At 73.8% G+C, this 20,859-nt stretch carries 16 protein-coding genes and 2 tRNA genes; 10 read left to right on the plus strand and 8 right to left on the minus strand.

The features are described from left to right. Nucleotides 1–3: 3 nt before the first annotated feature. Genes MNZ27_RS01670 through MNZ27_RS01685 form a run of 4 tightly spaced genes read left to right on the plus strand, consistent with a single transcriptional unit; the run spans nt 4 to nt 3,561 of the window. Nucleotides 4–816 carry an ABC transporter ATP-binding protein gene (locus MNZ27_RS01670; protein WP_242392285.1) on the plus strand — a complete coding sequence of 271 codons (813 nt, stop codon included), beginning with the start codon at nt 4–6 and terminating at the stop codon, nt 814–816. After that, entirely contained in the window at nt 813–1,856 is a 1,044-nt protein-coding gene (locus MNZ27_RS01675; RefSeq protein ID WP_242392286.1) for an ABC transporter substrate-binding protein, read from the plus strand. The genes MNZ27_RS01670 and MNZ27_RS01675 overlap by 4 nt, the downstream gene beginning before the upstream one ends. Nucleotides 1,857–1,870: 14 nt before the next feature. Then, nucleotides 1,871–2,629: an ABC transporter permease gene (locus tag MNZ27_RS01680; RefSeq protein ID WP_242392287.1), complete on the plus strand. Its 759-nt coding sequence runs from the start codon at nt 1,871–1,873 to the stop codon at nt 2,627–2,629. 14 nt (nt 2,630–2,643) lie between these two features. Then, nucleotides 2,644–3,561 carry a hypothetical protein gene (locus MNZ27_RS01685; protein WP_242392288.1) on the plus strand — a complete coding sequence of 306 codons (918 nt, stop codon included), beginning with the start codon at nt 2,644–2,646 and terminating at the stop codon, nt 3,559–3,561. 78 nt (nt 3,562–3,639) lie between these two features. On the opposite strand, the gene MNZ27_RS01690 is transcribed toward MNZ27_RS01685, so the two are convergent. Continuing rightward, nucleotides 3,640–4,182, minus strand: a complete 543-nt coding sequence (locus MNZ27_RS01690) for an RNA 2'-phosphotransferase (protein WP_242392289.1) — start codon at nt 4,180–4,182, stop codon at nt 3,640–3,642. A gap of 247 nt (nt 4,183–4,429) precedes the next feature. Between MNZ27_RS01690 and MNZ27_RS01695 the strand changes: the two genes are divergently transcribed. Continuing rightward, nucleotides 4,430–5,476: a hypothetical protein gene (locus MNZ27_RS01695; RefSeq protein WP_242392290.1), complete on the plus strand. Its 1,047-nt coding sequence runs from the start codon at nt 4,430–4,432 to the stop codon at nt 5,474–5,476. Continuing rightward, nucleotides 5,473–6,372: a 4,5-DOPA-extradiol-dioxygenase gene (gene ygiD, locus MNZ27_RS01700; protein ID WP_242392291.1), complete on the plus strand. Its 900-nt coding sequence runs from the start codon at nt 5,473–5,475 to the stop codon at nt 6,370–6,372. Before MNZ27_RS01695 ends, ygiD begins: the two co-directional genes overlap by 4 nt. A 351-nt stretch (nt 6,373–6,723) precedes the next feature. On the opposite strand, the gene MNZ27_RS01705 is transcribed toward ygiD, so the two are convergent. Further along, a tRNA-Asp gene (locus MNZ27_RS01705) sits at nt 6,724–6,800 on the minus strand. A gap of 8 nt (nt 6,801–6,808) precedes the next feature. After that, nucleotides 6,809–6,883: transfer RNA gene (locus MNZ27_RS01710), tRNA-Val, on the minus strand. A 165-nt stretch (nt 6,884–7,048) separates the two neighbouring features. Here MNZ27_RS01710 and MNZ27_RS01715 point away from each other — a divergent pair. Continuing rightward, a complete protein-coding gene (locus MNZ27_RS01715; protein ID WP_242392292.1) occupies nt 7,049–9,730 on the plus strand; it encodes an SNF2-related protein in 2,682 nt (893 codons plus the stop codon). 235 nt (nt 9,731–9,965) lie between these two features. On the opposite strand, the gene argE is transcribed toward MNZ27_RS01715, so the two are convergent. Beyond that, nucleotides 9,966–11,078 (minus strand): acetylornithine deacetylase, encoded by a 1,113-nt coding sequence (argE, locus tag MNZ27_RS01720; RefSeq protein WP_242392293.1) that lies wholly within the window; start codon nt 11,076–11,078, stop codon nt 9,966–9,968. Between the two features lie 58 nt (nt 11,079–11,136). Then, entirely contained in the window at nt 11,137–12,519 is a 1,383-nt protein-coding gene (locus MNZ27_RS01725; RefSeq protein WP_242392294.1) for a formimidoylglutamate deiminase, read from the minus strand. A 111-nt stretch (nt 12,520–12,630) separates the two neighbouring features. Between MNZ27_RS01725 and dapF the strand changes: the two genes are divergently transcribed. From dapF to MNZ27_RS01740, 3 genes are all read left to right on the plus strand, one after another. Next, entirely contained in the window at nt 12,631–13,422 is a 792-nt protein-coding gene (dapF, locus tag MNZ27_RS01730) for a diaminopimelate epimerase (RefSeq protein WP_242392295.1), read from the plus strand. 304 nt (nt 13,423–13,726) lie between these two features. Then, entirely contained in the window at nt 13,727–15,592 is a 1,866-nt protein-coding gene (locus MNZ27_RS01735; protein ID WP_242392296.1) for a GGDEF domain-containing response regulator, read from the plus strand. Between the two features lie 12 nt (nt 15,593–15,604). Then, the gene (locus MNZ27_RS01740; protein WP_242392297.1) at nt 15,605–17,059 is read left to right on the plus strand and encodes a DUF4388 domain-containing protein; all 1,455 of its coding nucleotides are present in this window, start codon (nt 15,605–15,607) and stop codon (nt 17,057–17,059) included. Between the two features lie 257 nt (nt 17,060–17,316). Here the strand turns inward: MNZ27_RS01740 and MNZ27_RS01745 are convergent, their stop codons facing one another. From MNZ27_RS01745 to MNZ27_RS01755, 3 genes are all read right to left on the minus strand, one after another. Next, the gene (locus MNZ27_RS01745; RefSeq protein ID WP_242392298.1) at nt 17,317–17,628 is read right to left on the minus strand and encodes a hypothetical protein; all 312 of its coding nucleotides are present in this window, start codon (nt 17,626–17,628) and stop codon (nt 17,317–17,319) included. Nucleotides 17,629–17,740: 112 nt separating this feature from the next. Then, nucleotides 17,741–19,150: a M16 family metallopeptidase gene (locus MNZ27_RS01750; RefSeq protein ID WP_242392299.1), complete on the minus strand. Its 1,410-nt coding sequence runs from the start codon at nt 19,148–19,150 to the stop codon at nt 17,741–17,743. Continuing rightward, nucleotides 19,147–20,706 carry a sensor histidine kinase gene (locus MNZ27_RS01755; protein ID WP_242392300.1) on the minus strand — a complete coding sequence of 520 codons (1,560 nt, stop codon included), beginning with the start codon at nt 20,704–20,706 and terminating at the stop codon, nt 19,147–19,149. Before MNZ27_RS01755 ends, MNZ27_RS01750 begins: the two co-directional genes overlap by 4 nt. Nucleotides 20,707–20,859 lie beyond the last annotated feature (153 nt).

A 20,859-nucleotide genomic window follows, 5' to 3' on the forward strand; every position in this document is an offset into this window, starting at 1 on the left:
CCGATGACCGGAATCGCGCTGAGCCGCGTGACCTTCGGCTACGACGATCGGATCGTCCTCCAGGACATCGACCTCGCCGTCGGGGCCGGCGAGTTCGTCTGCGTCCTGGGACAGTCCGGTTGCGGCAAGAGCACCCTCCTCCGGCTCATCGCCGGGTTGTCCTCGCCCTCGTCGGGGTCGCTCTCGCTCGGTGGCGACCCGATCCGCGGACCGGGGATCGACCGCGGGATCGTCTTCCAGGACTACTCCCTGTTCCCGTGGTTGAGCGTCGGCCGCAACATCGAGCTCGCGCTCGAGCAGGCGTTCCCATCGAAGCAGAGGTCCGAGCGCGTCGAGCTCGCCGAGGAGTACCTGGCGCTGGTCGGGCTCCCGGGCGTCTTCCATCAGCTGCCGGGACGGCTCTCGGGAGGGATGCGCCAGCGCGCCGCCATCGCCAGGGCGTTCGCGATCGACTCCCCGGTCCTGCTGATGGACGAGCCCTTCGGCGCGCTCGACGCGATCACCCGGGCCAGGCTCCAGGATCTGCTCCTCGCGCTCTGGGAGCAGGCGGGGCCAGAGCGACGAAAGACGATCGTCTTCGTCACGCACGACGTGGAGGAGGCGCTGCTGCTCGCGAGCGAGGTCGTCGTCCTCGGCGCGAAGCCCGGCCGGGTCACGGCGACGGTCCCGATCGCGCTGCCACGCCCCCGCCCGCGACACCTGCTCTACACGCGCGGAGAGTTCCAGCAGCTGCGCGATCGCCTCCTGGCGCTCCTCCACGCGGACGTGTTGCTGGCGCTCGGACCCACCACCATCTCGGACGGAGAGTACATATGACGCGGAACGTCGTTCACGTCGGTAGCGCGATCCGGGCGGCACTGATCCTGGGCGTCCTCGCGGCGGCGCCGGGCGTCGGGGCGCTCCCCACGCTCAAGGTCGGGTACTCGGCCGGCGGCGGCAGCCACCTCACGATCCTCGCCCAGGATCAGAAGCTCTTCCAGAAGGAAGGGATCCAGGTGGAGCTGGTGCCGTTCAGCAGCTCGGCCGACGGCCTCAACGCGCTGAACGCCGGGAAGATCGATCTCGGGGTGTCCTTCGGGACCGGCGCGCCGTTGACCTTCATCAGCAAGGGGGCGGACTTCGTGGTGATCGGCGGGCACCTCTCCGGCGGCCACCCGGTGATCACCCTCCCGGCCAACGCGTCCAGGTTCAGGTCGATCCAGGACTTCAAGGGGAAGACCGTCGCCACGGCGCGCCTCTACACGCCGGACATCGTCTGGCGCGGGGCGATGCGGAAGGCGGGGCTGGATCTGGAGAAGGACGTTCGAATCGTCGAGCTGAAGAACCCGTCCGCGGTGCTCGAGGCCGTGAAGGCCGGGAAGGCGGACGTCGGGATCGGCGCCGCGTCCATCTACGTCCCGGCGAAGCAATCGGGCCTGGCCATCGTCGCGTGGAGCAACGATTTCTTCCCGGGGCACCCGTGCTGCCGGGTCGTCGCGAAGTCGAGGGCGCTCAAGGAGGACGCGAGGCCCTACAGGGCGTTCCTCAAGGCCCTCATCGAGGCGGAGCGGCTGCTGAGCACCCAGCCCGAGCTGGCGGTCGCGGCCAACAAGAAGTTCCTCGATCTCGACGATCGGCTCGCCCGCGACTTCACGCTGGAGCCGCACGCGCACGTGGCGGCGGATCCGAATCGCAACGGCGTGAGGCGCATGTGGCAGGAGATGAAGGCGATCGGCTACGTCCAGTCCGACCTGGACATCGATCGCTTCATCAACGTGGACCTGTACCGGGAGGCGCTGTCCGAGCTCGTGCGGCAGAACCCGGCGGACGCCTACTACGAGCAGCTCGTGAAGACGTTCGAGGCCCAGAACCGTTGAGCGCGCCTCGAGACATGAAACGGCTCGCGCGAAGGTACGCCGGGACGCTCGCCGTCGTCGCCGTCGCGGTCCTCCTGTTCGAGCTGGCGACGGACGTGACGGGCTGGCTCGAGCCGGTCCTGTTCCCGGGCCTTCGGCTGATCCTGCCTGCGCTGTGGAGGTCGCTCCCGAAGCTGCTCGAAGGGCTCGTCAGCTCCGTCGGGCTCCTGCTGCCCGGCTATGCGGCCGCGCTGGTCCTCGGGATCGCGATGGGGCTGGTCGTCGGCTGGTACGCGCCGCTCCGACACACCTTGATGCCGATCTTCCGCGCGCTGAGCCCCCTCCCGCCCACCCTCCTCATCCCGTACGTGATCGCGCTGCTTCCGACGTTCTGGCTCTCGTCCTTCTTCATCATCTTCATCGGCTCGTTCTGGCCGATCCTGATGGCGACGATCCACGGCGTCGTCCTCGTCGAGGACCGCTACCTCGACAACGCGCGCGCCCTCGGCCTGTCGGGGGCCCGCCTCCTGCGCCTCGTGATCCTGCCGGCGGCGCTGCCGGTGATCTTCACCGGCGCGGGGATGGCGCTCGTCTTCAGCTTCATCCTGCTGACGGTGGCCGAGATGTTCGGCGCCCGGTCCGGGCTGGGGTTCTTCATCCAGCACAACGCGGACTTCTCCGAGTACGCGAAGGTGCTGGGCGGGATGCTGTTCACGTCGGCGTTCATCGTCCTCGTGATGGCGGCGTTCGACGGGATCCAGGGACGCCTGCTCCACTGGACGGCGAGGCGTTGAGAGAGGAGGGCGGTGTGAGCACGCTGACGGAGCAGGTGAAGGATTACGCCCGATCCCAGGGCGCCGACCTCTGCGGGCTCGCGGCCGCCGAGGACCTCGACGGTTACTTCACGGCGCCGCACCGCGCGAGGGATCTCCTCCCGGAGGTGAAGAGCGTGGTCGTGGCGGCGTTGCACATCCCCGACGGCTCGCTGGAGGCACAGCGCGCCGGGATCACGAACTACTCCTACGGCATGTTCGGCTACGCGTACCTCAACCGGGAGATGGACTTCGTCGCCTACCGGTTGACGCGTTTCCTCGAGAGCGCCGGGTACCGGGCGTTGCCCATCCCCGCGCGCGGGACACACTACTGGGAGAAGAAGAAGTATCACGGTCCGTTCTCGTTCCGGCACGCGGCCGTCGCGGCGGGGCTGGGCGTCTTCGGCTGGAGCGGGCTCGTCCTGACGCCTCGGTTCGGCTCGCGGCAGCGGTTCATCGCGGTCCTGACGGATGCGCCGCTCGTGAAGGATCCGCCGCTCGAGGAGAACCCGTGCCTGGGCTGCGACGACTGCATCCGGAATTGCCCCGCGGGCGCGATCTCGAAGAAGCCCTGGATCTGCACTCTCGGCGGCAGGACCTACTCCTACGGCACCGTGGACGGCGATCGCTGCGCCTGGGTCGCCAAGGGCATGACCACGAAGGCGTGGCCGGGCGCCCCGTTCAACCTCGAGGTGAACGTGCCGAGGCCGGAGCGCTACGACGCAGCCGCGAAGTTCCGTGCCACCTGGGAGGAGCGGGATCCCCGGCTCCGCTGCAGCGAGCACGACGAGGGGAACTACGGCGCGACCCTCTGCGGGCGTTGCATGATCTTCTGCCGCGCCGGCATCAGGGCGATGGAGCGTCGCCTCGCGAAGCGTGAAGAGACGGCGCATCCGCCTGATCGCGCCGACTGACCCGAGGGGACCCGAGCCGTGCTCGTTCCAAGGGGCTGGACGATGGCCGGCGATCGAGCCTCCGCCCCCGGGTCTCCGCTACTCCGGGAAGGTCAGGAACTGCGGCGGGACGCGGTCCGTGAGCCACACCCCGTTCTCGCTCCGGTAGAAGATCAGCCCCGCCGCGGTCATCGCGCCGGCGTCGACCGTCAGGACGACCGGCTCGCCGCGCCGCATCCCGACGCGGCGCGCCGTCTCGACGTCGGGTGAGAGGTGGACGTGCCTCCGCGCGCCGGGGAGGAGCCCCTCTCGAACGATCGACGCGAGGAACCTCGCGACCGTTCCGTGGAACAGCCGCGCGGGCGGGACGGAGGGCGGGAGCGCCAGGTCGATCTCGACCGAGTGCCCCTGGTTCGCACGGATCCGCTCGCCGTCGATCGCGAACCGCTGCTTGTCGCTGTCCCTCACGACTTCCAGCAGCTCGGCGCGCGTGATCGCGACCCCGCGCGCGGCGCACCCGGCGAGCAGCTCGTCGATCCCGACCCAGCCCTCGGCGTCGAGCGTCACGCCGGCCGCGTCGGGCCTGTGCCTGAGGACGAGGCTCAGGAACTTGCTCGCGTGGATCGCCTGGCGCCGGCTCATCGGACTCATCATTCCTCCCGAGTCGAGCCGCCGCCTCGTCTTCGCGAAGCGTGTCGCGTCCTGCTCCAGCCGGGGCCGCGGTCCGCGTCTTGACGTCGATCGCGTAAAGCCGAATTCGCAGCAGGAGCGCTCGTGTAGCATCAGCGCGAGCGCCACGTTCAGCTCGCGCAGCTGGCGCTCGAGCAGATGATATATCTCTCGGTGAATGTCTCGGGAAGAAGGCGATGCAGGTCGGCAGGGAGGGCCCATGGCCGAGATCGTTTCACCCGCGGATCGTGAATGGCTCTTGCGCGAGCTGGGAGAGCTCATCGCCCAGCAGCCGGAGCCTTTCCTGAACGCGCCGATCCTGGAGCCGACCCCGCGATGGTTCCCGGACGCGTTCGAGGCGAACGAGAAGGGGGTCGGCGTGCTGCTGCTCCGCATCCTCGGCTACGCCGGGCTCGAGAAGCTGGACGTGCAGGTCGACACCTTCTCCCAGCCCGACGAAGTCCGGGAGATCGACGAGAGAGGCGAGGCGAAGTCCTGGGGACACAAGGGCGCCGCTGCGTGGTTCGCCGGAATCGCGGAGGGGCGCTGCCACTTCGGGGTCGCGGTCGAGCGCATCGGCGACCCGGAGATGCTGGTCGCCTCGTTGTGCCACGAGGTGGCCCACGCCTGGCGGCACGTCCACGGGCTCGACGAGGCGGACCGGGACCTCGAGGAGCGCCTCACGGACCTGACCACCGTACACCTGGGGTTCGGGCTCGTCACCACGAACGCGGCTTACCGGTATCGCTCCGGTACCGAGGAGCGAGGCCTTCGAAGCTACACGCGCTGGTCGCACACGCGCTCGGGGTACTTGCCACCCGAGGCGATGAGCTACCTGTTGGCGATCCAGGTCAAAGCGCGCGCCCTCGGGTGGTGGGAACGCAGGCGCCTGATCGCCAAGCTCGAGGCGAACCAGGCGTCATTCTTCCGTCGGGCATTCGGGAAGATCGGCTCTCCGGTCGACCTTCGCAGCGTCTTGGGACTCGATGCGTCCGTGCCGTCCGGGTTGACGGCACAGGCGGGGCATCAGGTCAGAATCGTCATTTGCGGACTGTGCCGCCTGCCTGGCCATCCACGCGCCCGCGGCAGCGTACGTGACCGCGAGCGCGTATGTGAAACGAGGCATCCATGCGCAAGGCGGCCCGAACCCGTTCGAGCCGCCCTCAGCTCGGGGGCGGGGACCTCCGTCTCGTGCCTCGAAAGCGCTTCGGATGCGCCCCTGGAGCGACGGCCTCATGATCTCGGCGTGAGCAGGCGAGCGCGATGATGACTCCGACGACAGACGCGAGCCACCCCATGCCGGCGGCGTTCTTCGGGCACGGCAGCCCCATGAACGCGCTCGAGTCGAACCGCTTCACCGCGGCCTGGCGGGCGTTCGGGGCGTCGATCCCGAGGCCGCGCGCCATCCTCGTGGTGTCGGCGCACTGGTACATCGACGCGACCGCCGTCACCTCGATGGCGCGGCCGCGGGCCATCCACGACTTCTTCGGATTTCCCAGGCGGCTCTTCGAGGTGCAGTACCCCGCGCCGGGGGACCCGGAGCTCGCCGCGGAGGTCGCCGAGATCGCGAAGCCGGCGCACGTCCGGCTCGACCCGGAGAGCTGGGGCATCGACCACGGCGCGTGGTCCGTGCTCGTGCACGCGTTCCCGGGAGCGGACGTCCCCGTCGTCCAGCTCGCGATCCACGCCCTGAAGCCGTTCGACTACCACCTCGAGCTGGGTGCCCGGCTCGCGCCGCTGCGCGATCGCGGCGTGCTCGTGCTCGCGAGCGGGAATGTCGTGCACAACCTCCACGCGCTCGACTGGTCGAGGAGCGACTTCGGGTTCGACTGGGCGCACCGCTTCGACGACGCCGCGCGGGCCATCATGACCGAGCGGCCCGCGGAGGTCGGCCGGCTGCGCGATCACCCGGATTACGCGCGCGCCGCGCCCACGCCGGACCACTTCGTGCCGCTGCTGTACGTCGCGGGCCTCGCCGCGGCGGCGGGCCACCGCGCGAGCCCGCTCGTGGACGGCCATGCGTTCGGCTCGCTCTCGATGGCGTGCTACGCGGTCGACGCGCCCCGCGCCGCGAGCGCGGACGACCGTCGGGTCGCGGCGGGGTCGTCGGATCCGCCGGAGCTCACGCGCCGCGAGGGAGCACGGTCAGCACGCGAACGATGAACGCGTGGAAGACGCCCTCTTTGGCGAGCCTGGCGATGGCCTCGTTCACGGCCTGCTTCGAGCGGCCGAGGAACTCCTGGGCGGTCGCGACGGTGACGATGGGGCGAGCGTCGACGAACCTTGACCAGCAGAAGCCACTGAAACCTTGACCAGCGCTGAACCCGGTCGAGGTTCCGTGGGCTACCACGACGGGGCGCCCATCGCCGCGATCGCGGTCGGCATGTCGCAGAGGATGGGGGCGGCGAACGGACGGCGGCGCGGTGCTCCAGCTTTCGCCGGCTACGCATGCTGCTACAGACGCGCCGCGAAAAGAAAACGGCCCGAACCTCGGGAGGTTCGGGCCGTCTGGAGTGGCGGGGTGTAGGGGACTCGAACCCCTGTCCTCCGGCGTGACAGGCCGGCGTTATAACCAGCTTAACTAACACCCCAAGTCTACTGGTGGGCGGAACAGGCTTCGAACCTGTGACCCTCGCCTTGTAAGGGCGACGCTCTACCCCTGAGCTATCCGCCCAAGGCGCGAAAGCGTGGGGTTTCTAGCTTGGCCCGCCGCGCCTGTCAACGGCCCTTCGCGCCCGCCCGGGCGTATCCCAAGCGCCCGTCTCACGGGAGGAAGTGGTCTTGCTGGACCGCGGGGGGTGCCGATGGTAAGGGGCGCGCGATGGCCTGGAAAACCGGAATGAAGGTCGTCCACCGCGCCCAGCGCGGCTGGGGCGTGGGGGTCGTCGTCCAGATCGCCGACGAGGGACGGCGGCTCGCGGTCCGGTTCGCCGGGCGCGAGGGGATCACCGTGGTCTCCGGCCGCGATCCCGCGCTCACCGAGGTGCCGGCCGATACCCCCATCGAGCAGGCCGCCGCGGGCCCGATCGAGGCCCTCGCCGGCGGCCAGGCTGCGCCGGCGTCGGCCTTCGCCCTCCGCACCCGCGTCCTCCGCCTCGAGGCGCTCCGCCGCGCGGACTCCCTCGGCGCGCTCCTCTCCTCGCGCGTCCACGTGCTCCCGCACCAGGTCGGGGCGGCGGGGCGGATCCTCGCCGATCGGATGCCGCGCTTCGTCCTCGCCGACGAGGTCGGGCTCGGGAAGACCGTCGAGGCCGGCCTGGTCTTCGCCGGCCTCCGGCAGCTCGGCCTGGCCGAGCGGGTGCTCGTCGCGGTGCCCGAGCACCTCGCCTTCCAGTGGCTCGCCGAGCTCTTCCACAAGTTCAACGCCCTCTTCACGCTTCTCACCCCGGAGCGGATCGAGTCGCTGGGCGGCATCGAGGCGGCCCTCGCCCGCTCGCCGCACGCGATCGTCTCCTTCGAGCTGCTCCGCGAGGTGCCGGAGCTCGCCGAGGCCGCCGCCGACCTGCCGCTCGACCTCGTCGTGGTCGACGAGGCGCACCACCTCGCCGACGACGCGCTCCACGCGGTGATCGCCCCGATCTGCCGGGCGTCCTTCGGCGTCCTGCTCCTCACCGCGACGCCGGTCCGCCTCGATCCCCGCGAGTACTTCCGCCTCCTCTCGCTCGTCGAGCCCATCCCCTCGACCAGCCTGGAGGACTTCGTCCGCCGCCTCGAGCAGCACGAGGCCTTCGCGGCGGTCGCCCGCGAGCTCCTCTCCGGCGGTGAGCTCGCGGCGGCGGCGACGCGCCTGCGCGAGCTGGCCCCCGACGACGCGGTGTTCTCCCGGGCGCGGCCGGATCTCGACCGCGCCGCGCTCCTCGCCCACCTGGCGGATCGCTACGGCCTCTCGGCGCGCCTCGTCCGGAACCGCCGCGTGAAGGTCGGCGCGTTCACCTCGCGCGTGCTCCGCCGGGTGGACGTCCCCGAGGGCGGGAAGCCGAAGGCGCTCGTCGAGCTCTGCGCCGGGCTGGCGCGGCGCGGCGAGAAGGTGCTCGTCTTCGGCGGCGACCTCGACGCGCTCCGGGCGCTCCAGGGCGGGATCGCCGAGGCGGGGCTCGAGGCGCTCCTCTACGACGACGCGCCCTCGCTCGAGGCGCGGGACCGGCTCGTCGCCCGCTTCCGCGACCCGGAGGGGCCGCGGCTCCTCCTCTCCGGCGAGTCCGGCGGCGAGGGGCGGAACTTCCAGTTCGCGCACCACCTGGTCTGCGCCGATCTCCCCGCCTCGCCGCTCGTCCTCGAGCAGCGCATCGGCCGCCTCGACCGGCTCGGGCAGGCCCAGCCCGTGGAGATCCACGTCCCGGTCGAGCCCGGGGACGAGGCGTTCCTCGCCGACCTCTACCAGCACGAGATCGGCATCTTCGACGAGCCGGTGGGCGGCCTCGACGCGGTGCTCGCGTCGCTGCCGGACGAGCTCGCCGCGCTCCGCCGCAAGCGGACCGAGCGCGCCCGGGAGACGTTCCGCAAGGACCTCGCCTCCCGGGTCGCCGCCGCCCGGCGGGCGCAGCACGAGGGGGATCCGCTCCTCGACCTCCGCTCCGCGTCGCTGCCGGAGCTGGCGCGCCTCGTCCGCGGGGCGTTCGAGCGGATGGGCGAGGAGCCGCCGGAGGGCGTGGACGGCGCCGGAGAGGCGGCGCTGCCCGCGATCGAGCTGGCGCTCGTGACGCTCTCGCGCTGGCTCGAGGAGGAGCTGGAGGACCTCGCGACCGACGTGGGGCGGAGGATCGGCATCGACGTGGACACGGACCAGAACGTCCGTCCGTTCGAGGTCGCCTTCACCCTCGGCGCCGGGATGCGGATCGAGGCCCTGCCGGGCATGGAGCTGCCGGAGGAGCCGGAGACCTTCCTCGGCAGCTTCTGGCGCGAGACGGCGGTCGCCCGCGACGAGCTGCACTGGTTCGCGACCGGGCACAAGCTGGTGGAGGCGCTGGTGGGCATCGTGCGCGACGGCGACGCCGGGCGCGCGGCGGCGCTGAAGCGCGAGTGGGCGCCCCGCCGCGGCGGGCTCTACGCGCGCTTCGAGCCGCGCCTCGCCACGGCGGCGGACGTCGCCCCCGGCGCGCGGGTCGCCTCGCGGCAGGCCTCGCGCTACCTGGACCTCTCGCCCATCGCGGTCCTCGTGGACCTCGAGGCGGGCCACCGCGTCGTCCCGGGCGGCGCGCAGCGGCTCGAGGCCGAGATCGAGGACGTGCAGGACGCCCGGGTCGGCCCGGCGCCGGCCGCGCTCCTCGCCGCGGCGCGCGAGGCCGCCGAGCACGAGGCGGCGCAGATCCTGGCCCGGCGGAAGGAGGAGGCGGTCGCGATGCTCGTCGCCCACGCCGACGCCGAGGAGGACCGGCTCGTCGAGGCGGCGTTCCAGGGCGGCGCGCCGCGGGAGCGGATCGAGGGCGCCCTCGGCGTCCTGCGCCAGCACCGCGAGGTGGTCGCGAAGGCCATCGAGCGGGCGAAGATGGATCTGGACGCGGCGGCGGTCGTCGTCCCGTAGCGGTACGCGTCGAGTTCCTCGGGTCGCGAGGGCGGCGAGGTTCGTTCGCCCTTCGACTCCGCGCCGCGCCCCTGGCGCGGCGCTACGCTCAGGGCGAGCGGGGGGACCAACCCGCGAGCCGGACCGTCCGCGACGACGAGCGGCGCAGGCGATTCGCCCTTCGACTCCACGCCGCGCCTGGCGCGGCGCTACGCTCAGGGCGAGCGGGGAGGGGACCCGGAGATCGACGCCTTCCCTACGCGAACCGCCCGATCGCCCGCTCGAGGATCGCGGTCGCGCGCTCGAGCTCGGCGATGGCGACGTGCTCGCCGGTCCGGTGCGCGACGCGGATGTCGCCGGCGCCGAAGACGCAGGCCTCGGCGCCCAACCCGAGCACCTCCGGGAGCTCGGTCCCGAACGGCACGGTGGTGGCGCGGTTCCCGCTCTCCTCCTCGAGGAAGCGGACGATCTCCGCCTCGGGCGGCGTCACGGCGGCGGCGTCGGTCCGGAGCGGGGCGACCTTCACCGACAGCTTCCCGCCGCTCGCCGCGACGAGGCGCGCGCAGGCCTCCTCGACGAGCCGCTGGGCGCGGTGCGGATCGTGGCCGGGGAGGGGGCGCCACTCGTAGCTGAAGCGGCAGCTCCCGGCGATGATGTTCCGCGCCTTCCCGCCCTCGATCACGCCCACGTTCCAGGTCGTGTGCGGGGGCGTGAAGGCCGCGTCGGTCTCCCGCCGCAGCTCCTCGCCGATCCGCTCGAGCTCGGGCCAGAGCCGGCCGAAGGCGTGGATCGCGGAGGCGCCGACGTCCGGGTAGGCGCTGTGCCCCTCGACGCCCACGAGCTCGACCTCGATCGCGCTGTAGCCCTTGTGCGCGCGGACCGGGGTGAGGCTCGTGGGCTCGCCGACGATGGCGTGGCGCGGGTGGACGCGCCCCTCGGCGAGGAGCTGCTTCGCCCCGAGGCACCCGACCTCCTCGTCGGCGGTGAAGAGCAGCGTGAGCGGCGCGCGGTGCTCCCGGGCGCGCGCCGCCGCGACGAGGGCCGCGGCCAGGAACCCCTTGGTGTCGGCGGCCCCGCGCCCGTACAGGAGGCCGTCGCGCTCCTCGCCGCGGAGGGCCTCGCTCCACCCCGCGTCGAAGGGCACGCAGTCGGTGTGGCCGACGAAGGCGAGGCCGCCCGGCACGTCGGGGCCGCGGCGGCAGATCAGATCGCCCTTCGGCACGCCGAAGGCGTCGGTCCAGCAGAGCCGGCGCGTCTCGAAGCCGGCGGCGCGCGCCTCGCGCTCGAGCAGGTCGAGGACGGGCAGGTTGGAGCGCGTCGAGGTCGAGTCGATGGCGACGAGGGCCTGGAGGAGGGGCACGAGATCCATGCCCCGAGCCTACGACGGCCCGGCGCGCGGCGCCCGGATCTTTCCCCCGTCCAGGACGTCAAGAAGCGCGCCAGAGCGCCGCCATCGCCTCGCGGAAGTCCGCGAGGAGCTCCGCCCCGGTGGGGCGGCCGGGCGTGGTCCAGCCGTCCTCGACGATGGGCTCCCCTCCCACGAACGTGCTCTTCACCGCGCCGGGCGCCATCCCGAGCGCCACCGTCGCGAGCAGCGCGTCCGGGGTGTCCGCGCCGGCGAGCGACGGGTCGTCGAGGTCCACGAGCACGAAGTCCGCCGGCTCGCCGGGCTCGAGCCGGCCGCCGGGGAGGCCGAGCGCGGCCATGCCGCCGGCGGTGGCGGCGTCGAGGAGCCGCGCCGGGAGCGCGCCCGGGGGGTCGTCGAGGACCGCCCGCGTGCCGCGGACGAGCCGGAGGTGCCCCTCGAGCGCGCGCGCCTCGCCGAGCGGATCGACCTCCGCGTGCGAGTCCACGCCGAGCGCGAGCCGGGCGCCCGCGGCGAGGAGGCGGTCGGCCGGGACGACCCCGGCTCCGAGGTTCCGGTCGGTGAGGGGGCACGCGCAGACCGTCGCGCCCGCGGCGCCGACCGCGGCCACGTCCGCGTCGTCGAGGTGGATCGCGTGGACGAGGGTGGTGGTGGGCCCGAGCGCGCCGAGGGACGCGAGGAGGCCGACCGGAGAGCGGCCGTGCTCGGCCCGGCAGGCGGCGACCTCGGCCGGCTCCGCGGCGGCCCGGACGTGGAGCGGGAGGTCCCGCGCGCGCGCCGCCTCGGCGAGGGCGCCGATCCAGTCCGGCGGGCAGGCGAGGACGTCCCTGGGCGCGAGGCCCACGCTGGCGAGGGGATCGGCGACGAGCGCGGCGCGGAGCCGCTCGACCGCGGCGAGCGCCAGCGCCGGCGACTCCTCGACGGAGCGCGCCAGCGCTGGCTCCGGCCCCCCGTCGCCCGGGCGCGCGGTCGCGGCGCGGAGGAGGACGATCCGCAGCCCCACGGCGCGGGCGGCGCGGACGACCCGGAGGGCCAGCTCGTCGGGATCGGGGTAGGGGCGGCCGTCCGGATCGCGGTGCAGGTCGTGCAGCTCGCCGGCGCAGGTCACCCCGGCGCGGGCGAGCTCGAAGAAGGCGAAGCGGACGATCTTCTCGAAGGCGTCCGGGTCGAGCCGGCGGGCCGCGGCGCTCACCGCGGCGCGCCAGGCGGCGGCGTCCGCCCCGCGCCGCTCGGCCCGCCCCCGGAGCGCGCGCTGGAAGGCGTGCCCGTGCGCGGAGACGAGGCCGGGGAGGAGCAGGCGCCCGGGGAGCGGGACCACCTCGGCCCCCGGGGGCACCGCGCCGATCCGGTCCACCAGGCCGTCGCGGACGACGAGGGGCTCGCGGCCGTGGAAGGCGCCGCCGGCGAGGAGCTGGTCTGGGACGTAGGCGCGGAGCGTGGGCACGGCGGTGCTTTACCCTCGCGCGCCCCCGCGCGCCAGCGCCCGGTCGGACGCCCGGCCGCAGGCGGGCGGGAGTTCGAACCCGCCCGGCCGCCGCGCTATGATGCGCCACCCATGCCGCTCTCCTTCGTGAAGTACCACGGCCTCGGGAACGACTTCGTCGTCGTGGACGGGCCGCTCGTGGACGCGGACCGCGCCCGCCGGATCTGCGATCGCCGTCGCGGGGTCGGCGCCGACGGGCTCGTCACGATCCTCCCGCCCCGCACGCCGGGGGCCGCGGCCTTCATGCACATCTACAACTCCGACGGCTCGGTGGCGGCGATGTGCGGGAACGCGATCCGCTGCGTGGCCCGGCACCTCGTCGAGCTCCGCGGCGTCCCCGGCCCGACGGTCGTCATCGACACCGACTCGGGCCCGAAGGCCTGCACGGTCCACCGCGGCGCGGGCGGCGCCGTCGAGGCGGTCTCGGTCGAGATGGGCCCGGCGCGGCTCCTCGGCTCGGAGGACTTCCCGGTCGAGGGCGAGGTGCACCACGCCACCCGCGTCTCGATGGGCAACCCCCACGTGGTGCTCTTCGAGGAGCCGTCCCGCGCGCGCGCCGCGGCGGTGGGGCCGCGCATCGAGCGGGCGGTGGACGGCGGCGTGAACGTGGGCTTCGCGCGCCCCGGGCCGGACGGCATCGATCTGGTGGTGTGGGAGCGCGGGGCGGGGCTCACCGACGCCTGCGGCACCGGCGCGTGCGCCGCCGCGGTGGCCTCGGTCGCGGCGGGGCGGATCGGCGCCGGCGCGCCCGTCCCGGTGCGGCTCCCCGGCGGCACCCTCTTCGTCACGGTCGCTCCGGACCGCGTCGGCGTCACGATGCGCGGCCCCGCGGAGCGGGTCTTCTCGGGCGAGGCGGACCTCTAAACGGCCGATCATGATTCGAGAACGGTCAGCGGGGAGGGGCCCCACCGCAGGTGGGGAGGGGCAGCGCCCCTCCCCGCGGGACAGCGCGCGCCAGCGCGCGTGGGCCCCGCGGAGCCAGGGGTGGGGCCCCGGCGAGCTTCGCTCGACGGGGCGGGGGCGCAGACCCCGTGTAAACATGGCTAAACGAGGGCGCGAGGCGCGACACCGAAGGTGTTCGCGAATCGCGAACCCTCGTTTAGCTGGCTCGGAGCGCCGCGGAACGACCATGACGACTCGCCTCGAGACTCGCGCGGAGCGGCACTAGATGGCGACCGGCCGGATCCTCGTCGTGGACGACGAGAAGTTCTTCCAGGACCTGTTCCGGGACGCGCTCGCCGAGGCCGGTCATGCGACCCGGATCGCCGCCTCCGCGGAGGAGGCCCTCGATCGGCTCGGCGAGGAGCGCTTCGACCTGCTCGTCACCGACGTGGTGATGCCCGGGCAGGACGGCATCGCCCTCGTGCGCGAGGCGCGGCGGCGCGATCCGGACCTCGAGGCGGTGGCGATCACCGGGCACGAGGACGTCCGGCTCGCGGTCCAGGCGATGAAGGCCGGCTGCGCCGATTTCCTCACCAAGCCCATCGAGCGCGAGGAGCTGCTCCGGGTCGCCGACCGGGCCCTCTCGCGGGCGTCGCTCCGGCGCGAGCACTCGCAGCTCCTCACCGAGAACCTCGAGTTCGCCAAGGCGCAGGCGCTCTATCGGCAGGGGCTCCAGATCCTCGCCTCCCTCGACGGCGAGCGGATCGTGGACCTCGCCCTCTCGATCCTCGCCCGCGTGACCGACGCGCAGGGCGCGGCGCTCTGGGTGGCCGACGAGAAGGGCCAGCTCCAGCTCCGCGGCTACCGCGGGCTGGTGGACCGGGCGAGCCTCCCGGTCCGGATCGACCCGCGCGACCCCGCCTGGGCGGAGCCGCTCCAGGCCGGCGCGCCGTTCCAGGCGTCGTTCGCCGAGCCCGGCGAGGCGTTCCTCGTGCCGCTCGTCGCGGACGACGAGCCGGTCGGGCTCGCCCTCGTCTCCGATCGCGCCCGCGGCCGGTTCGGGGACGACGAGCACGCGGCCGCCCTCACCGTCGCCGACTTCACGGCCATCGCCGTGAAGAACGCCCGGCGCTTCCAGGCGCTCGAGCGCGTCGGCCTGCGCGACCGCGAGACCGGCGCCTACAACCTCGCCTACTTCGTCGACTACGCCGGCAAGGAGTTCTACAAGGCCCGGCGGTACGGCCGCGCGTTCTCGCTGGTGGTCCTGTCGGTGGACAACGCGGAGCAGCTCCGGAAGGAGGCCGGCCGCGACGAGTACCGCCGGGTGATCCGCGACCTCGTGAGCGCGACCTCCCGCGTCGCGCGCGACGCGGACATCCTCGCGAAGGTCTCGGAGAGCGAGTACTACGTCCTCCTCCCCGAGACCGACTACTTCGGCGCGCTCATGTTCCTCCGTCGCGCGACGGAGGAGGTGCGCAAGGAGGAGTCCGTCCGGCGCGTCGAGGAGCGGCTCCCGGTCCTGCTCTCGATGGGCGCCGCCACCTTCCCGAAGGACGGGGAAGACTTCGACGAGCTGCTCCACTGGGCCCGGGGGCGGGTGCAGGAGCAGCGCGGATCGCTCCTGCGGCGGCTCCACCTCGACGACCTCGGCCGGAACGCCTTCTGGGAGCTCGCCGACCTGCTCCTCTCGGACAGGGCCCCCATCCCGGAGACCTCGCCGTCGGCGCGGCTCGACGACGACGGCGAGCTCTTCGCGGCCGCCCAGCGCGAGGCCGCCCGGGAGATCGCCCGCGACCCGCGCGCCCGCGGCCTCCTCTACGTGGGCGTGAAGGACGGCCTCGCCGGCGCCCCGCTCCGCGACGCGCTCCCGCCCGGCGATCCCGCCGCGCGCGCCGGCGACGGCTCCGTCCGGGTCTACCTCCTCGGCCCACGCGGCGGCGGCGAGGACGCGCCGCCGCACCCGCTCGTCACCGAGGTCTACCTCGACGGCGACCAGCGCCTCGCCGGCCACGAGCTCCTGCTCTTCATGTCCGAGCACTCGGCGTACGGCCTCCTCTCGGCCGGCGGCCGCACGTTCCACACCTCCGACGTGCCGCTCGTGGACGCCCTGGTCTCGAAGCTCCAGGCGCTCTACGACCTGCAGCCGCTCTAGCGGGACTCCCCCATGCCCCCCGTCCGGAAGATCCTCGTCGCCGATCCCGACCCGGCCGTCGTGCGCGCGCTCGCGCCGGCGCTCCGCCAGCGCGGGTACCAGGTCCACGCCGCTCGCGACGGGTCCCGCGCCCTCCAGATCGCGATCCTGCGGTTCCCGGATCTCATCCTCTTCGACGAGCGGTGCCCGCTGCTCGACGCACGGACCTTCGTCCGGATCCTCCGCACGAACCCGCGCACCGAGCGGATCCCGGTCATCCTCACCGGCGAGGCCGTCGAGCCGGACCGGGCCCGGCTCGGGACCTGGCTCAAGAAGCCCTTCAACCACGACGAGGTGCTCGCCCGGATCGAGCAGGTGTTCCGGCGCGTGGACGCGTCGCGCGCGGTCTCCGGCGACGGCCGCGACATCGAGGGGAACCTCGCGCAGATCCCGCTCGTCGATCTCCTCCAGATCCTCTCGGTGAACAAGAAGAGCGGCCGGCTCACGGTCGAGCGGGAGGGCGAGCACGCCGAGATCGCGCTCCGGGACGGCCGCGTCACGGACGCGACGGTCGGCGTCGTCACCGGCGAGAAGGCCCTCTTCCGGCTCCTCACCCGCCGCGAGGGCCAGTTCGCCTTCGTCCCGGGGCAGGACGTCGGGGCCGAGCGGATCGAGCGCAAGGTCGAGGAGCTCGTCCTCGAGGGGCTCCGGCAGGCCGACGAGGTGGCCCGCCTCCTCCCGCACCTGCCGGCGGCGACGGACGCGATCGAGCTCGCGGTCCACCCGAGCGAGATCCCCCTCGGGCTCCACCCGGTGACCGAGGAGGTGGTGGCGCTCCTCGACGGGCCGCGTCGCTTCCAGGACGTCGTCGACCGCTGCCGCGCCTCGGATCTCGAGGCGATGCGGGCCGCGCTCGCGCTCCTCGAGCACGGGTACGCCCGCCGCAGGGAGGGAGGCGCCCCCGCGCCACGGGGCGAGCTGCTCGCCGCGCACGAGCTGCACGGGCTCCGGGCCCGGATCGCCCGCGGCCGCTCCTCCGGTCCGCAGACCGTCGGGAAGATCGTCGTCGCCGGCGGCGGCCCGCTCGCGCGCCGCGCCGCCCTCGCCCGCTTCCAGACCGTCCCGGGCTTCCGGCCCGAGGCCGCGCCGCCCTCGGTGTTCGGCACCCTCGGGCGGCTCACGCTCGGCGACGGCGTGCGGGTGGACCTCGCCGAGCTCCCCGGCGATCGGGCCCAGCGCCCGCTGTGGCGGCCGTTCGCGTCCGGCGCGGTGGGCGCGCTCGTCCTCCTCCCCGCCGACGACGCCGAGCCGCTCCTCGACGAGCTCGCCAAGGTGCTCCGGCTCCCGGTCGTCGTGTGCGGGCCCTCGGAGGCTTCGGTCCCCGCCGCGCTCCGGGAGGCACCTGGCGGGTTCGTCTTCGGCGGGAGCGACGCGGCCGAGGGGCTGCGGGCGCTGCTCGCCGGCGCCGGCGTGCGGCAGGTGTACTGAGCGTCACCTTCACGCTCGCTCCGCACCCGAACGCGAACGCGCACCCGTGATCCGTGCCCGTCACCGTCACCGGCTTCTCCGTGACCCGTGAACCGGGTCGCGTGGCCCGTGGCCCGGTTCCCGTGTTCCGACCGCGCCGTCGGATCACGGGCCAGGGGACACGGGAGGCGGGAGGCGGGCACGGGCGGCGGTGACGGATACGGTCACGGTCACGGTCACGGTCACGGGAGGCTGGACGAGCCGTCCCCTCACGCCCGCTAGCCGCCGATCGCTTCCCCCAGCGCGGCGCGGACGGCGGGGCTGCCGCAGAGCAGGCGGAACTCGGCCCGCGTGAGCCAGGAGGTGCGGGAGCCCCGCTGGTCGCGGAGGGTGAGCCGGACCCGCTCCGCCTCGCGCGCGACGGTGGCCGCCGCCCCGGCGGAGAGCGCCCGCTCGAGCGAGCGGAGGTGACGGTGGATCCGGAGCGCCCGCTTCCCCTCCGGCGACGAGAGGGCGAGGAAGTGGCGATTCCGGCTGAAGCCGGGATCGTCGCGCAGGCGCTCGACGGCGCGCATCACGAAGTCCGCCATCGACCCAGGAGGTTAGCACCACCTCCCGCGCGCCGACCACCGATCGGCGCGCCGGGCGATCGCCGGGAGGGCCGCCACGTGCCGCGGGGCCGCCCCACCCGACGGCGAGGCGTCACGCCGGGATTACCGAGGTCCCGCTCACGATCCGCTCGATGGAGGCGCGCTCCCGGCGGCGGGCGGGCCCGACCACCACCGCGACGGCGTTCCGGCGCCGGAAGGTCTCGCGCGCGACGCGCTGGAGATCCGCCGGCGTCACCGCCTCGACCCGGCGGCAGCGCTCCTCGAACCCCTCCGGGGCGGAGAGCACCTCGCCGGCGCCGTACCAGCCGGCGAGGTCGGCGGCGGAGTCGAGCGAGAAGGCGAGCGTCATCCGGTGGCGGCGCTGGACGCGGAGCAGCTCCTCCTCGGGCACCGGCCGCGCCGCGAGGTCGCCCAGCACGCGCAGGACCTCCTCGACGACCCGGGGCAGCTTCCGCGGCGCGCAGGCGCCGTCGACGACGGTCATCCCGGAGTCGGCGAAGGTGTCGATCCCGGCGTGGAGCGAGTACGCGAGGCCGCGCCGCTCCACGATCTCGAAGGGGAGCCGCGAGGAGAGCCCGTCGTCGAGGATCCGCCGGATGCAGAGGTGGACCGGGTAGTCGGGGTGGCGCTCCGGCGGGCACGGGAACGACAGCGAGAACTCCGCCTGCGCGTCGTCGTGGCCGACGATCTCGACCCGGGCGCCGTCGGGCCAGCCCGGCGCCGGCCGATCCACGCTCAGCCGCCCCCGGGGCAGCTTGCCGAGGTACCGCTCCGCGAGGGACGCCACCTCGGCCGGGCGCACCGGCCCGGCCACCGCGAGGACGAGGTTCGCCCCGGTGTAGAAGCGCGCGTGGTGTGCGCGGACGTCACGCGGCGTGAGCCTGCGGACGATCTCCGGCGTGCCGGCGATCTTGAGGGCGAGGGGGTGCTCGCCGAAGACGATCCGCTTCGAGAGGTTGTCCGGGTCGATGTCCCGCCCGTCCGCGTCCACCTCGTCGAGGATCTCCTCGAGGATCACCTCGCGCTCGACGTCCATCTCCTTGAGGAGCGGCCGGGTGATGAGATCGCCGAGCACCTCCAGCCCGACGCCCACCTCCTCCGGGTGAATGGGGGTGTAGTAGCAGCCGTGGTCGCGGGCGGTGATCCCGTTCAGGCTCCCGCCCGCCGCCTCGACCGCGGCGTTCATCGCCACGGTGTCGGGGAACCCGATCGAGCCCCGGAAGAAGAGGTGCTCGAGGAAGTGCGAGACGCCGTTCCGCTCGGGGGTCTCGTGCCGCGAGCCGGCGCGCACGTAGAGCGCGATCATCGCGGAGTGCAGCCCGGGCGCGGGGGCGGTCAGGACCCGCAGCCCGTTGGGCAGGACGGCACGCTCGATCTCGCCCCAGTCCGGCGCGCGGTGAGCTCGCGCCGCCGGTCGCCCGCGCGGCGCCGCCACCCGGAACCCGCGCCGGGCCGGTCCCACGTTCTCCTTCGTGCGCAGCTCGTGCCTCGGCCGCCTCATCCCGCCGCTCCCTCGCTCTCCGCGATCGCCACCGCTCGTTCCTCTCGCGCCGCCGGGAGGCGCACGGTGAACGTCGTGCCCTCGCCGACCGCGCTCTCACATCGGATCGACCCGCCGTGCTCCTCGACCACCTGCTGCGTGAACGCGAGCCCCAGGCCGGTGCCTCGCTCCTTGGTCGAGTAGAACGGCTCGAAGATGCGCGTCAGGTCACCTGGGGGGATCCCCCCGCCGGTGTCCCGGACCGTCACCTCCACCGCCCCCCCGTCCGCGCGCGTCGCCACCCGGACGGTCCCGCCGCCGGGCATCGCCTCGCGGCTGTTGCGCAGCAGGTTCAGGAACACCGCGCGGAGCTGGTTCTCGTCCCCGCGGATCGCCGGCAGCTCGGGGGCGAGCGAGCGCTCGAGCCCCACCCGGGCCGCCTCCAGCTCGGGGGCGAGGAAGTCGAGGAGGCTGCCGACGATCTCGTTCAGGTCCTGGCAGCCGAAGGTCGGCCGCGGCAGGCGCGCGAAGCGGAGGTACTCCTCGGCGACGCCGTTCAGCCGGTCCACCTCGCGGGAGACGGCGGCGACCAGGCCGAGCGCCTCCCGCGGCGGCCCGGGCAGCGCGCCGAGCTCCTCCGCGAGCAGCTCGGTGTTGAGCCCGATGGCGTTCAGGGGGTTCCGGATCTCGTGGGTGATCTGGGCGGAGATGCGCCCGACGGCCGCGAGCCGCTCCGCCCGGCGCAGCTCGACGCGCTGCCGGTCGAGGGAGCTCGCCATCGCGTTGAACTCCCGGGCGAGGAGGCCGATCTCGTCGCGGCTCCGGACCTCGACCTTCCGGGAGAGGTCGCCGGCCGCGACCGCCTTCACGCCCTCGGTGAGCCGCTGGATGGGGGCGAGCAGCCGGTGGGAGATGGTGGCGGCGCCCACCCCGACCGCGAGGGCGAGGAGCGAGTAGATGACCGAGAGCAGGACCGTCGTGGACTCCGTCTGCTCGGCGGCGTGCATGCGGTCCGCGATCTGGCTCTCCAGGGCGACCTGCAGGAGCTTCACGTCGAGGGAGAGCCCCTTCTCGAGCTGCCGGACCGCCTGGACCCGGGCCTCGAAGGCCTCCGCGGTGCGCGGGTCCCGCCCCTCGCCGGCCTCGAGCGCGTCGAGGAGGGCGCGGGCCTCCCGGTCGTACTCCGCCCAGCGGCGATCGAGGGCGTCGAGCCGCGCGAGCACGTCGGTGAGGAACCGCGCCTCCTCCCCCCGGGCGGCCGCGCGGGCCTCGGTGGCGACCCGCCGGCCCTCCGCGATCTTCTCCCGGACCAGCGCGGGGAAGTGTGCGCGGGCGACGGGCAGGTACGCGCGGCGCGCGGCGGGGCCGAGGTCGCGCGCCTCGAGGGCTCGGGATGCGACCCAGTCCTTCACGTCGAGCTGTGCGGCGATCCGGGTGAGGGGGAGGTAGCCCGCGCTCAGGAGCCGCAGGTCCCGCCGGAGCCCGTGCAGGCGCGACACCCCGAACGCCGCCACCGCCCCGAAGGCGGCGAGCGCCACGGCGAAGGCGAGGAAGATCTTGGTCGCGACGCGGTGCATGCGGAGCCGCCGATCCTACCCCCTCCTGGCCGCGGGCTTCGGCGGAACGTTCCTAACCGCCCGGGACGCGGCCCGCCGTACCAAGCGCCCACCCGCCCGGCCGCGGAGCGCTTCCCAGCCGGCGGGTCCTGGAGTAGTGAGTTGTGATCCATC

The organism is Anaeromyxobacter oryzisoli, from assembly GCF_022690765.1.
Taxonomy (GTDB): Bacteria; Myxococcota; Myxococcia; order Myxococcales; family Anaeromyxobacteraceae; genus Anaeromyxobacter; species Anaeromyxobacter oryzisoli.